We start from the raw sequence: 14,051 nt of genomic DNA on the forward strand, positions 1-14,051 counted from the left end.
GTTTTATTTTTTACACAATAATCAGAAAACTTTTAATATGTAAAAAAATAGTAAAGCCTGTTAAATACAGGCTTTACATGCAGGTTTTGAGTTAATGCTCTAAATTTGGTTGTGCAGTTTATTACGCTTTTTTAGTGCCACTTACTCGAGTCCAATCACCTTCAACGGCAATGTCATCTAGTTCAATAAACGGTGCATAAATATCAGCAACTGATTGTGCTTGTTCTTCTAAAATACCCGACATGGCAATTTTTCCACCAGGCTTTAATAAACCTAAAATTACACTGTGCAATTCGCGAAGTGGCTGGGCTAATATATTTGCCACTACTATGTCGGCGGTAAACTCAGGTTGGTTTTCTGGAAGGTATACTTCAAGTTTGTCTGCAACGCCATTACGGTTAGCATTATCTAAGCTTGCCTCAAGCGCTTGAGGATCAATATCAATCCCAATCATGCGCTCTGCGCCTAGTTTTATAGCTGCAATACCTAAAATGCCTGAGCCACAACCAAAATCAACAACCGTTTTACCTGTTAGATCTTGGCTTTCTAACCACTTAAGACATAAGGCCGTTGTTGCATGTGTGCCCGTACCAAAAGCAAGGCCAGGGTCAAGCAGTACATTTACTGCATCAGGATCTGGAATGTCGCGCCAGCTTGGACAAATCCATAGCCTTTCACCAAATTGAATAGGGTGAAAGTTATCCATCCATTCACGTTCCCAGTCTTTATCCTCAAGCTGCTCTATTTTGTATACTAAATTGTCTTTTAGTTCATCATGGCGTTTCAATAACGCAACGACTGCATTCATATCGTGATTAGCTTCAAACAAGCCAATTACTGTTGTATCAGCCCAAAATACAACGGTGCCAATTTTGGGTTCGTAAATAGGGGTGTCTTTTGCGTCAATAAAGGTTACTGAAGCACTACCCGCTTCCATTAATAGGTCACTTACTGCATCTGCTGTTGCAGCATTGGCGTTAATACGAATTTGGATCCAAGCCATGATTATTTCCTTCAAATAGAAAAAAGGCCGCTATAGCGGCCTTTTTAGTTTATATAGTAGCGCTAAATTATTTAGCGTCTAAAAAGCTTTTCAGTAAATCTGAGCGAGAAGGGTGGCGTAATTTACGCAGCGCTTTCGCTTCTATTTGACGAATACGTTCACGTGTTACGTCAAACTGTTTACCTACTTCTTCTAAGGTGTGGTCGGTATTCATATCAATACCAAAACGCATACGTAGTACTTTAGCTTCACGGGCTGTTAGGCCTGCAAGTACATCGTTAGTTGCGCCACGAAGAGACTCCATTGTTGCCGAATCGATTGGCGAATCAATAGTTGTATCTTCGATAAAGTCACCTAAGTGAGAATCTTCATCATCACCGATTGGTGTTTCCATTGAAATTGGCTCTTTAGCAATCTTAAGTACCTTACGGATTTTATCCTCAGGCATCATCATGCGTTCTGCTAATTCTTCTGGATTTGGCTCACGACCCATTTCTTGTAACATTTGACGAGAAATACGGTTAAGTTTATTAATCGTTTCAATCATATGTACTGGAATACGGATTGTTCTTGCTTGGTCAGCAATAGAGCGAGTGATTGCTTGACGTATCCACCACGTAGCATAAGTAGAGAACTTATAACCACGGCGATATTCAAACTTATCAACTGCTTTCATCAGACCAATGTTACCTTCTTGAATTAAATCCAAGAATTGTAAGCCACGGTTTGTATATTTTTTAGCAATTGAGATTACAAGACGTAAGTTAGCTTCAACCATTTCTTTTTTCGCACGGCGTGCTTTCGCTTCACCAATGCTCATTCGACGGTTAATGTCTTTAATACGCTCAATGCTTAAACCTGTTGTTTGTTCAATAACAGATAGTTTATTAATGCTACGAATGATTTCTGGCTTAACTTCTTCAAGTTTAGCTGAATACTTTTCGTTACCTGAAATTTCTAAATCTACCCACGAAGCGTCAGTTTCGTTATTAGCAAAATGCTTAACGAATGTTTTCTTCGGTAATTTAGCAATTTGTACAGCTTGTTTCATGATTAGACGTTCTTGAACGCGAACACGATCCATCATTTCACGCATGTTATTTACCATGCGGTCAAACTGTTTAGGTATTAATTTAAAGGTTCTGAAAAGCTCACCAATTTCAAAAATGGCGGCTTGTGATTCAGGATGCGAACGACCTTTAGCTTCAAACGTATCACGTGCTTTATTGTATAAATCACGTAAATTTTCAAAATGAATGCGCGCTTCTTCAGGATCTGGCCCTGTGTCTACTTCTTCTTCATCTTCGTCATCGCTATCAGCATCATCTTTGTCATCTTTATCGTCATCAAGTTGCTTAGCACTTAATTCTGAACCGATATTAGTTGCTGAAATTGGCGCTGTATCTTCATTAGGATCGATAAATCCAACGATGATATCGCTTAAACGCATTTCTTCAGCTTCAAACTTATCCCACTGCTCTAGCAGGTAAGTGATTGCTTCAGGGTACTCTGCAACAGAAATCTGTACTTGGTTAATGCCTTCTTCGATACGTTTAGCGATTACAATTTCGCCTTCACGTGTAAGAAGTTCAACAGTACCCATTTCACGCATGTACATGCGAACCGGATCCGTTGTACGGCCGATTTCTTTTTCTACAGTCGCAAGGGCTGCAGCGGCAGCTTCAGCTGCGTCTTCGTCTGTCGTTGTTTCTTGCATCATTAATTCATCAGCATCAGGCGCGTTTTCGCTAACCTTGATACCCATATCATTAATCATGCTTATGATATCTTCTACTTGATCTGAGTCTATAATGTCTTGTGGAAGGTGATCATTTACTTCTGCAAAAGTTAAGTAGCCTTGCTCTTTACCTTTTTGAATCAGAAGTTTTAATTGTGACTGAGGAGTTGGATCCATAGAGATTGTTTCTTCCACTCTGATAAGTTGATACAACAGGCGCCATCATGTAGTTTGCATTAAAGCTAACTAGAATAATGTGACGCAGTGAATAGCACAGTATAACAGTTTAAATCAATTTTGACTAGCTGTTAGTGGCTTTTAACGCTGTCATTAACAAATGACACTCAAGTCTTTCGTCGCTACTAAGGCCTTGAGTCTTGTCCTTTATTAATAGGGTCTCGAGTCGATAATTTAAACACTGATCTTCAATAAACTTGAAAGTATTTTTAAAAACCGTCTCTAAACGCTCTTCATTTATGTCGTGTTGCCACGTTGCAAGCTTGATTAAGGGCTCGTAATCTTCAGTTCCTCTAAAAAATTCGAGTAGTTGCGCTGTGGTAATGCTTTCTTTTTCTAAAGCTTGCTCTTGTAAGCGTAATAATAGCCCTATACCAGCAATATTCATTTGTGCGAGTTCAGGCAAATATGGCACATTTTTAGCCAAATTAGGATGTTGAATTAAAATACCAATCGCTTGACGCATTGGTGTTATTTTAAACTTACGTTCAATCGAATGCTGTTGCTTTGGCGTTTTTAAACGGTTATTTAATTGCTCACGTGTTCTTCCGATTAAACGCCCTAACTGTTCAAGAATGTTTTCTTGATAAAATTCACTTGGGATTTTTTCAATGAGTGGAAGTGCTGCACTGAGTAATTTAGCTTTTCCTGAGTCGAGTGTTAAATCAACTTCTTGGCTTAATTTATTAAACAATACTTTGGTAAAGTCATCTGCTTGGCTTAGGCGCAATTCGAATTGCTCCTTACCTTCTTTTTGTACAAGAGAGTCAGGGTCTTCGCCATCGGGTAAAAAAGTAAATTGCAGTGCTTTACCGTCATTTAAATAAGGAAGTGCGTTTTCAAGCGCCCTCCAAGCTGCATCACGGCCAGCTCTGTCGCCATCGTAACAACAGATTACTTTATCTGTTGTTCTAAACAGCGTATGCATGTGCTCGCTTGTTGTTGCGGTACCTAGTGATGCAACGGCATATTCAATCCCTTGCTCGGCTAAGGCAACAACATCCATGTAACCTTCCACAACCATTACATGCTCAAGTTTTTTATGGGCTTGCTTTGCTTCATAAAGTCCGTAAAGCTCAAAGCCTTTATGAAAAATTCGGGTCTCTGGCGAGTTTAAATATTTTGGCCCTTGGTCGGCTTGCATTACACGCCCACCAAATGCAATAACGCGTCCGCGTTTATCGCGAATAGGGAACATTAATCGGTCGCGGAAAAAATCAAATTGTCTGCCCGGTGTTTTTTCTGAAGCTAGCTTTAATTCAACTAATTGCTCTTTTTGTTCTTTATTACGGCCAAGCTGAAGACATAATCCATCCCATTCGCTGGGGGCGTAGCCAATCATAAACTTTTTAACTGTCTCACCACTTAAACCACGGCCTTTTACATATTCAATAACGGCGGCAGAATTACTGTGGTGTTTTAATTGGTGCTGATAAAAGCGCGCAGTATGAAGCATTAAATCGTAATCAGAGCGCTTTTGCGCAGCAGTACGTTCTGGTGCTGAGTTTGTGCCTTGTTCTCGAGGTACTTCTAAGTTAAGCATGCTTGCTATTTCTTCAATAGCATCTACAAACTCAAGCTTTTCATACTCCATTACAAACGAAATAGCATTACCATTAGCGCCACAACCAAAGCAATGATAAAACTGTTTGTCTTGCGATACGGTAAATGAGGGCGATTTTTCGTTATGGAATGGGCAACAAGCTTGATAATCCTTACCTGCTTTTTTTAGACCTACTTTTGAGTCTATCAGGTCGACAATATCGGTTCTGGCAAGTAAATCGTCTATAAAGTTACGTGGGATCTTTCCAGCCATTAGTAAAATACAGTCCTGAAATAATAAGAAGAATAACGAATATGAAATTTACTTTTTTATACTTGCTTGATGCAAAGTATAGCGTGCTTTAACTTACCAAAATGATAACAAAATAAATAGGGAAGCTATAAAAAATTTCATTTTAAAGTAACCTAGTAGGTGTATTTTTTTATTAAAGTTAAAAACAAAGAAACCGAGCGCAAGGCTCGGTTCACTTCAATCATACTTTAATGTATGTGGGAGTATTAGGCAGTTAATCGTTGCTTAATTAAACCAGAGATTTTGCCCATATCGGCACGACCTTCGGCTTTGCTTTTGATTATACCCATTACTTTACCCATGTCTTGCATACCTGCTGCGTTAGTATCAGCAATAGCCGCATCAATGAGAGCAATGATTTCTTCTTCACTCAATTTTTGAGGTAAGAAAGTTTCAAGTGCCACTATTTCATTGGCTTCAATATCAGCTAAATCATCACGCCCAGCATCTTTGTACTGAGTGTAAGAGTCACGACGTTGTTTAACAAGCTTCACTATAACGGAGGTAATACCTGCGTCGTCTAGTTCTATGCGCTCGTCAATTTCACGTTGCTTGATTGCAGCAAGTACCATACGAATAGGGTTAAGACGTTGTTTGTCTTTAGCTCTCATCGCATCTTTTTGCGCATCTTTTAGCGTTATTAAAAGGCTCATTTATACAAGACCTAATATATTAGTATAATTTAACGCGACGTGCGTTATCACGAGAAAGTTTTTTCATGTGACGTTTTACTGCAGCAGCTTTTTTACGCTTACGCTCAGCTGTTGGCTTTTCATAGTGCTCGCGACGACGAACTTCTGAAAGGATTCCTGCTTTTTCACATGAACGCTTGAAGCGACGAAGTGCTACGTCAAACGGTTCGTTCTCTCTTACTTTAATTACTGGCATTAAAAATTCACCTACCTAAATTATGAGCGTTGCTCAAGTTGATCAAACATTGATCAAGTGGTTCAAAAATGGTGCGGTATTGTAATCCGAAGCAACACCACATGTAAAGGACAATATTAACAGAAACGCATCATGTAAAACAGTATTAATTTGCTTGGCGCTGGTAGAGTTTGCAAAACACTTGGCCTGCCTTTTTTTCTTTAATTAACAACCAGTTGCTCGGGTTATTGAAGGTGGTTAACTCTGTTTCTACTTCAACATAAATTAATGCATCATCGCTTAACCATTGGTTTTTTTCTAATAAATCGCAGGTTGTTTGCGCTAAATCTTTACGAAATGGTGGGTCAACAAATACAAGATTAAACGCTTCGTTTGTGTTTTTTTGCTCTAAAAAGGAGAGTGAATTAGTATGTTTAACGTATGCGTTGTCGAGTTTTAAAGTGCTAATGTTTTGTTCTAATTGCTTGGCAGCTGACGAGTCGAGCTCGATAAATGTGGCGTTTTTAGCAAATCGAGATAGCGCTTCAAATCCTAACCCACCAGAACCTGCAAAACAATCAAGTACATTTGTGTCACGCGTATCTTGCATTAGCCAATTAAATACAGTTTCTTTAATTCGATCGGTAGTAGGTCTTAAGCCTTCTACATTTTTAACAGGGAGTTTTCGGCCTCGAAATTGGCCACTAATCACTCTAATAAAGCCATCACTGGGCTTGTTAGTAGCTTTATTTTGCGTTGTTTTTTTTCTCATTTAGCTCACTAAAAAATGGTATATGGTATCTAGCTCAGATAATATTATGGGTGATTACGTGTAGCTTCATTTTTCAACCGTATTAAAAGTGTTACTATTGAACACTTACGTTTTGAATGGTTGTATTTATTAGCAACTATTGCTGGGCATTGCCAAGCTATTTCAAATTTTAGTTTATCAGATTTTTATAAGTGGTTATTAGCAAGTATGACAAAAAAAAGTAAATTCATGTCGTGGCTCGGTTTTGGCAAGTCAGATAAAAAAGAAGCAGAGCAAAAAGCAGCCGCTGATAAACAACAAGCATTAGCGCAAGAAGAAGCGCAGAAGCTAGAGCAAGAAAAGCTTGCACAGCAAGCTGAAGTTGAACGTTTACGAGCCGAGGCGGAAACAGAGCGTTTAGAGCTAGAGCGTATTGCTGCTGAACAAATTGAAGCCAAACGTTTAGAGCAAGAAAAGCTAGCACAGGAGCAAGCTGAAGCTGAACGTTTAAAAGCAGAAGCCGAAACAGAGCGCTTAGAGCAGGAGCGTATTGCTGCTGAACAAATTGAAGCTAAACGTTTAGAGCAAGAAAAGCTAGCACAGGAGCAAGCTGAAGCTGAACGTTTAAAAGCAGAGGCCGAAACAGAGCGCTTAGAGCAGGAGCGTATTGCTTCTGAACAAATTGAAGCAAAACGTTTAGAGCAAGAGCGTGCTGAAAACGCAGAAAAGATTGCCATTGAGCAGGCCAATGCTGAATTGCTTGCAAAACAACAAGCTGATGCAGAAGCGCAAAGACAAGAATATGCACAACGTTTAGCCGATCAAGAAACGCAGATGCGCTTAGAGCAAGAGCGATTGGCTGCAGAAAAAGTAGAGGCTGAGCGACTAGAGCAAATACGCCTTGAAAAAAAGGATGAAGCTGTAAAAGCTGAAAAGCTTGCAATAGAGCAAGCGAATGCTGAGTTATTAGCAAAAGAACAAGCAGATGCTGAAGCACAAAGACAAGATCAAGCAAAACGTTTAGCAGAACAAGAAGCGCAAATGCGTTTAGAGCAAGAACGCATTGCAGCTGATAAAGCAGAAAGCGAACGTCTAGAGCAAGTACGTACTGCTGCTGAAAAAGTAGAAAGCGAGCGTTTAGAGCAAGAACGCATTACTGCGGAAAAAGCAGAAAATGAACGTTTAGAGCAAGAGCGCATTGCAGCGGGAAAAGCAGAAAACGAGCGTTTAGAACAAGAACGTATAACAGCAGAGCTTGCAATTGAAGAAGCTAAAAAAGCAGAAAAGCCGAAAAAAGAAGGGTTTTTCTCTCGTCTTAAAAAGGGCTTGTTAAAAACTCGCGTTAATATAGGTTCTGGTTTTGCATCTATTTTTAGTGGTAAAAAAATAGATGACGAATTATTTGAAGATCTTGAAACACAGCTGCTCACCGCCGATTTAGGCGTTGATACCACCATGAAGTTGATTGATAGCTTAACTGATGCTGCAAACCGTAAGCAGTTAAAAGATGGTGATGCGCTTTATGAGTTAATGAAACAAGAAATGGCGGCGATGCTAAAAACGGCTGAACAGCCTTTAGTAATTACCAAAGATAAAAAGCCATTTGTTATTTTAATGGTGGGCGTAAATGGCGTTGGTAAAACAACGACTATTGGTAAGATGGCTAAGCAATTTCAAAGCGAAGGTAAGTCGGTTATGCTGGCTGCTGGCGATACGTTTAGAGCGGCTGCTGTTGAGCAACTTCAGGTTTGGGGTGAACGTAACAGCATTCCTGTTATTGCACAGCATACGGGTGCAGATAGTGCATCGGTTGTTTTTGATGCATTCCAAGCTGCAAAAGCACGTAATATAGATGTGTTAATTGCAGATACAGCGGGTCGCTTGCAAAATAAAGATAACTTAATGCAAGAGCTTGAAAAAATAGCTCGTGTTATGAAAAAAATTGATCCTGATGCGCCGCACGAAGTGATGTTAACCATTGATGCTGGCACAGGTCAAAATGCAATTAGCCAAGTGAACTTATTTAATCAATGCGTTGGCTTAACTGGTATTACGCTTTCAAAACTTGATGGAACTGCAAAGGGTGGTGTTATTTTTGCGGTTGCAGATAAGTTTAATATTCCAATTCGTTACATTGGTGTTGGTGAAGGTATTGATGATTTACGCGCTTTTAAAAGCGATGACTTTATTGATGCGTTATTTAGCCAAGATGAGGACGACGTTTAATTTACCAAAAGAGGGAGCTTGCTCCCTTTTTAATTGCGAGGAATACCAATTTTATTAGTAAACTAATTGAATTGGCATAATAAAAAGATGATAAATTTTCAGCAAGTAAGTAAGACTTATCCTGGAGGGCACCGCGCCCTCGAAAAAGTTAATTTTCATGTTAAACCGGGTGAACTTGCCTTTTTAACCGGCCACAGTGGTGCGGGTAAAAGTACGTTGCTTAAGTTAATTAGCTTAATGGAACGTCCATCGGCAGGCAGTGTATTTATCAACGGTGTTGATTTAAATAAAGTAAACTCGCGTCAAATTCCTTATGCTCGCCGTGATATAGGTATTATTTTTCAAAACCACCGTTTACTAGAGCGCTATACTATTTTTGATAACGTGGCACTGCCTCTTATTATTGAGGGTACTCACCATAAGCAAATAGCTAAACGTGTTCATGGTGCGCTTGATAAAGTAGGCCTGATAGACAAAATAAAATGTCATCCGTCTATGCTCTCTGGAGGCGAGCAGCAACGTGTTGGTATTGCCAGAGCAATCGTAAATTCCCCGCCAATTCTGTTAGCCGATGAGCCTACAGGTAACCTAGACCCTGAGCTTTCAATGGAAATCCTAAAGCTGTTTGAGGACTTTAATAAACACGGCACCACTGTTCTTATAGCGACGCATGACTTAGGTTTGGTTGCACGTATGAAGTACCGCAGTCTAACCTTAAAAGATGGCCGCATGCTTCAAGATCCGCTCGCTGAGGGAGCACTATGAGTTTACTTTTTAAAAGTCGTCAAAATAGTAACGACAAGCAAAAAAAATCAGTATTAGCTGGCGGTTATTTTTTCATTATTAATATTTTTCGCCAAGGTGTTCATAGCTTAGGTGAAATGTGGCGTACGCCGCTTGCATCTATGATGACTATTGCTGTACTTGGTTTGAGCCTAACGTTACCTGCAACACTTTATCTCGTTGTTAAAAACGTCCAGCAAGTAAGTAGTGGTTTTGAAGAAGCGAGTGAAATATCGTTGTTTGTAAAAGAAAGTATGAACGAGCAAGAAACGCAAACATTAGTAAAGCGTTTAGCACTTTATCCAGAAGTGGAAAGCGTTGAATTTATATCAAAGCAAAAAGCATTAACTGAATTTAAAGACGTATCTGGCTTTGGGCAAGCTTTAGAGTACTTAGATAAAAACCCATTACCTGATGTGGTACTTGTTACTCCTACAAAACGTCACAGACACCCAAATGCAGCTAAAGTACTGCTAACTAAATTAGAAAGTGAACGTGAAGTTGATTTTGGTAAGCTCGATATAGCGTGGCTAGAGCGTTTAAATGCATTACTAGATTTACTGAAAGAAAGTGTAATAACCATCGCATTATTACTGCTTACCTCAGTGACGCTTATTATTGGTAACACCATCCGTTTGTCGATCATGGATAAAAAAGAAGAAATACAAGTAATGAAGCTAGTCGGCGCAACTAACACCTTTATACATGCCCCATTTTTGTGGACCGGTATTTGGTATGGTGTAATAGGTGGTTTATTTGCCTTTATATGCGTAGGACTAATGATGTGGTGGCTTTCAAGCGCTGTGAGCAGTGTAGCGGGGGTGTATCAAACAAGCTTCTCGTTAATTGGATTATCGCTTAATGAGCTCGGCTTTTTAGTGTTACTTGCAACAAGCTTAGGATTTGTAGGCTCGTACCTTTCTGTAAATCGATATATTAAAGAAATAGAACCCGATAAAGTATAAACAATCCTGCAAACTATAAGTGAACCAACCCAGCTTGATATGCGTATCGTACCGAACTGGGTTGTACCTCCTGTTATTAAAACTGTCATATTTATGTACTATCCTCCCATGAAGTAATGAGTTGTAAATAAGGTGATGCAGCGAGGTTAACCTGCTGCTGCCCCTCAATTCATCACTTATTCAGTCGCTTGTAGTAGACTAAACACATACTAAAAACTGCTTGATTTATACTTTAAAAAAGTTTTAAATTGGGGTTAGCACTCTTAAAGAAAGAGTGCTAAGATAGTTTCAAATGTTTATCACCGAGGTGAAAAATGAGTAAAGATTTATACGCAATGGCACTTACAGTCGGACAACAAAGCGCAAGCATGGACGGTTACCTTCAAGCGGTAAGCACTATTCCTATGCTTAAAGTTGAACAAGAGCAAGAACTTGCTAAAAAGCTTCAGGAAGAAGGTGATCTTAGTGCTGCCAAGCAACTCATTATGTCGCATTTACGCTTTGTAGCACATATTGCTAAAGGCTACTCGGGATACGGCTTACCACAAGCTGACCTTATTCAAGAAGGTAATATAGGCCTGATGAAAGCGGTTAAACGTTTTGACCCTACAGTGGGTGTGCGTTTAGTATCGTTTGCAGTGCATTGGATTAAAGCCGAAATTCACGAGTTTGTGCTTAAAAATTGGCGCATAGTTAAAGTTGCAACCACTAAAGCGCAACGTAAATTGTTTTTTAATCTTCGTAAAAACAAAAAGCGTTTAGGTTGGTTTAATCAAGCTGAGGTTAGTACCGTTGCTAGCGAGCTAGGTGTGAGTGAAAAAGAAGTACGTGAAATGGAATCGCGCATGAGCGGCCAAGACATGGGCTTTGACCTAACGGGCGACGATAACGACGACGCACCAACAAGCACGTACTCTCCAGTACAATATTTAACAGATGGCGCAGCTGATTTAGCTGACGACGTTGAACAAGAGCAGTGGAAGGAGCAAGCGCATACTCGTTTATTTAGCGCACTTAAAACACTAGACGAACGTTCACAAGATATTGTTAGCGCACGTTGGTTGTCGGATGATAAGGCGACTCTTCAAGAGCTTGCACAAAAGTACAGTGTATCTGCTGAACGCGTTCGCCAGCTTGAAAAAACAGCGATGAAAAAATTACAAAGTGCTATGAGCTAATATTGCTCAAGCAGCAAATTTAAAAGCCCTGCATTAAAATGCGGGGCTTTTTGCTTTCGCGTAGGTTGGTTTGAGAGAAGCGAAACCCAACGATAAAATATCCAATTAAGTAGTACCAATCCGCAATAATACTTAATCATTTTGCAGGGCTAAGCGTGTCGCTACCTGCGTTAAAAAATTCTCAATTAGAACAACTAAATAGCAGTTTTTTTGCCTGGCTATCAACTCGTTTTTCCGCCCTCAAAATAGATCACTTAATTAAGCAGATTGGTATAATACCGATACTCTGTATTATCGAATGGTTAGTTTATCATTCGGATATAGCCTTATTTAAAGATTATATCACCGAGCACTAATCCCTTTACCCTCAGCCTGCGCCAACTGAATGTATTTACGCTCAACCAGCTGCGAAACCGGCACGAGTTCAAAGCCTTGATCTATTAACTGGGGTAACGCTTCACGCAAGAAATCAATTGTTTCTGGATAGGGGTGAGCAATTGCAATGGCAAAGCTATGAGTAGTGGCTAGTTGTTTTAATTCTTCAAGCCTTAGCTGGAGTTGTTCTGGTGTAGTTATATTGTCTAAGAACACTTGGCGACTAATATTGGCAACACCTAAAAAGTTAGCAGCGTTTTGTGCTTGGCTTAGATCGGTTGTGCGGCTATCTAAAAAATATAAATGGCGCTTTTTGAGCACCTCCATTGTCCACTTCATAGCTTGGCTTTGCTGCGTAAGCGCTGAGCCCATGTGGTTATTAACGCCTTTAACTTGCGGTAAACTAGCGAGAGCGGTTCCTAGAGTTTGCTGAAGCTGCTCTTTATTCATGTTTAAAGTAAGCGCGCCAGGTCCGAGTTCTTTACCGTTAAGTGCCTGCATAGGTACATGAAGTAATAACTCTTTATTTGATTGACTAGCAAGCGTTGCAAAAATTTGCGAATAAGGGGTGTGGGGCAAAATTGAATACGACAATTGCCCTGGTAAGGAAAGGAATTCTAAGTCCCGTTGATGATAGCCTATATCGTCTATCACTATTGCTATTTGTTTAGCGCTAATTGTTGCTGAGCTAAAACAAATAGCTAATATTAGCCATTTTATTATTTTCACGTTTATAGTTTTTATTATCTTTTTAGCTTTGTTTAACAGCTTATACAAGTTACTGCATGCTGAGTAATTGTTTTGCTTTAACTAACTGTAAGTCGGCTAAGTTACCAGTAAGTAATTGCGCGTTACTGTTAGTGTGTTCATTTTTTATTATAACGGCTTTATTACTTTGTGAAAGGTTTGTTTGATTAACCGCCATATCTGGGGTTATTCCTATTCCATCAATCGATTTACCTAGCGGCGTAAAGTATTTAGCTGTGGTGAGTTTTAATGCAGTGTTGCCGTCACCTAGAGGAATGAGCGATTGTACAGAACCCTTCCCAAAAGACTGACTGCCAACAACGGTTGCTCGTTTATTATCTTTAAGTGCTGCTGCAAGTATTTCGGCTGCAGAGGCTGAGTTTTCATTTATAAGCACAACAATGGGGGCATTTTTTAGAATGTCTCCACGCTTTGCATAAAATGCTTGGTTGGCATCGTAAAAACGTCCTTTAGTAGTCACTATAGTGCCACTTTGTAAAAATAGGTCTGATACCGCTACTGCGCTTTGTAATGTACCCCCTGGGTTATCACGTAAATCAATTACTAAGCCTTTAAGTGGGTAACCAAAGTGGCTTTGCAGGGCAGCAACTTGCAGAGCAACCTCATTCAATGTGTGGTTAGAAAAATTATTGATAGCTATATAACCAGTACCAAAATCTAGAAGTTCGCTTGTTACGCTTTCGAGGTTTATTTGGCGGCGTGCTACATGAAACGTGAGTGGGTTTTTATTGTTATCACGACTTATAATTAGCTCTATATTTGAAAATTTACTGTCTCTTATTAGTGTTGCTACTTCATCGATTGTACGGTTTTGGGCTGCTTGGTTGTTTACACTTACAATAATATCGCTTGGCAAAATACCCGCTGCTTTTGCGGGGGAGTTATTAACCACATTAACAATAGTCATATTCTCGTCGATATTTTTAACCTCAATACCAATACCTGTATAGCGCCCGTTTGTGTTATCAAATAATGAGGTTAGTTCGTGCTCATTTAAGTACTTAGAGTAAGAGTCGAGCTTTGAATATAAGCGCTCAAACTGTTGGCTATTATATTTAATGTGGTGGCTATTTTGTAAGGTGAGATCTTCAACGTAGTAGGCATGGATGTTAAAGAGTATTTCGTCTATTTGTTGTCTTTTAAGATCTTTAATCGAGCTTGCTAGTACGTTACTAGAAAAAGCGATTAAGGTTAGTAATACAAGTAAATACAGACTTATATAAAAGCCTGTATTTTTTTGAACAATGGTAATTACTGCAGTTTTTTTAGTTGTCATCAGCTGCTCCAGAGCGGTGCAGCGATTTA

Annotated in this window: 12 protein-coding genes; 4 read left to right on the plus strand and 8 right to left on the minus strand. The window is 39.5% G+C overall.

Features of this window, described 5'->3' with window-relative positions; translation table 11 throughout:
* Positions 1 to 121: 121 nt before the first annotated feature.
* From prmA to rsmD, 6 genes are all read right to left on the minus strand, one after another.
* Entirely contained in the window at positions 122 to 1,003 is an 882-nt protein-coding gene (prmA, locus tag GQR45_RS03325; protein ID WP_024590609.1) for a 50S ribosomal protein L11 methyltransferase, read from the minus strand.
* 67 nt (positions 1,004 to 1,070) lie between these two features.
* Positions 1,071 to 2,918 (minus strand): RNA polymerase sigma factor RpoD, encoded by a 1,848-nt coding sequence (gene rpoD, locus GQR45_RS03330; protein WP_007586533.1) that lies wholly within the window; start codon positions 2,916 to 2,918, stop codon positions 1,071 to 1,073.
* Between the two features lie 124 nt (positions 2,919 to 3,042).
* Complete coding sequence (dnaG, locus tag GQR45_RS03335) at positions 3,043 to 4,794, minus strand: DNA primase (protein ID WP_007586534.1); 1,752 nt, start codon at positions 4,792 to 4,794, stop codon at positions 3,043 to 3,045.
* Positions 4,795 to 5,039: 245 nt separating this feature from the next.
* Positions 5,040 to 5,486, minus strand: a complete 447-nt coding sequence (locus GQR45_RS03340; RefSeq protein ID WP_007586535.1) for a GatB/YqeY domain-containing protein — start codon at positions 5,484 to 5,486, stop codon at positions 5,040 to 5,042.
* A 19-nt stretch (positions 5,487 to 5,505) separates the two neighbouring features.
* Positions 5,506 to 5,721 (minus strand): 30S ribosomal protein S21, encoded by a 216-nt coding sequence (gene rpsU / locus GQR45_RS03345; RefSeq protein WP_002957797.1) that lies wholly within the window; start codon positions 5,719 to 5,721, stop codon positions 5,506 to 5,508.
* A 145-nt stretch (positions 5,722 to 5,866) separates the two neighbouring features.
* A complete protein-coding gene (gene rsmD / locus GQR45_RS03350) occupies positions 5,867 to 6,472 on the minus strand; it encodes a 16S rRNA (guanine(966)-N(2))-methyltransferase RsmD (RefSeq protein WP_165725129.1) in 606 nt (201 codons plus the stop codon).
* Between the two features lie 207 nt (positions 6,473 to 6,679).
* Here rsmD and ftsY point away from each other — a divergent pair, with 207 nt between their 5' ends.
* The 4 genes from ftsY to rpoH all read left to right on the plus strand — a co-directional run bounded on the left by ftsY (position 6,680) and on the right by rpoH (position 11,603).
* Positions 6,680 to 8,677, plus strand: coding sequence for a signal recognition particle-docking protein FtsY (gene ftsY / locus GQR45_RS03355; RefSeq protein WP_165725130.1), 1,998 nt, complete (start codon positions 6,680 to 6,682; stop codon positions 8,675 to 8,677).
* Between the two features lie 87 nt (positions 8,678 to 8,764).
* Positions 8,765 to 9,442 (plus strand): cell division ATP-binding protein FtsE, encoded by a 678-nt coding sequence (gene ftsE, locus GQR45_RS03360; protein ID WP_007582842.1) that lies wholly within the window; start codon positions 8,765 to 8,767, stop codon positions 9,440 to 9,442.
* Positions 9,439 to 10,425 (plus strand): permease-like cell division protein FtsX, encoded by a 987-nt coding sequence (gene ftsX, locus GQR45_RS03365; RefSeq protein WP_007582840.1) that lies wholly within the window; start codon positions 9,439 to 9,441, stop codon positions 10,423 to 10,425. Before ftsE ends, ftsX begins: the two co-directional genes overlap by 4 nt.
* Positions 10,426 to 10,739: 314 nt before the next feature.
* Entirely contained in the window at positions 10,740 to 11,603 is an 864-nt protein-coding gene (gene rpoH / locus GQR45_RS03370) for an RNA polymerase sigma factor RpoH (protein WP_007582838.1), read from the plus strand.
* 342 nt (positions 11,604 to 11,945) lie between these two features.
* Here the strand turns inward: rpoH and GQR45_RS03375 are convergent, their stop codons facing one another.
* Both GQR45_RS03375 and GQR45_RS03380 read right to left on the minus strand, forming a co-directional pair.
* Positions 11,946 to 12,707: a divergent polysaccharide deacetylase family protein gene (locus GQR45_RS03375; RefSeq protein ID WP_024590613.1), complete on the minus strand. Its 762-nt coding sequence runs from the start codon at positions 12,705 to 12,707 to the stop codon at positions 11,946 to 11,948.
* Positions 12,708 to 12,756: 49 nt separating this feature from the next.
* Positions 12,757 to 14,022, minus strand: coding sequence for a S41 family peptidase (locus GQR45_RS03380; RefSeq protein WP_165725131.1), 1,266 nt, complete (start codon positions 14,020 to 14,022; stop codon positions 12,757 to 12,759).
* Between the last annotated feature and the right edge of the window lie 29 nt (positions 14,023 to 14,051).

Origin of the sequence: Pseudoalteromonas sp. SA25 (genome assembly GCF_011378705.1) — a bacterium.
Taxonomy (GTDB): Bacteria; Pseudomonadota; Gammaproteobacteria; order Enterobacterales; family Alteromonadaceae; genus Pseudoalteromonas; species Pseudoalteromonas arctica.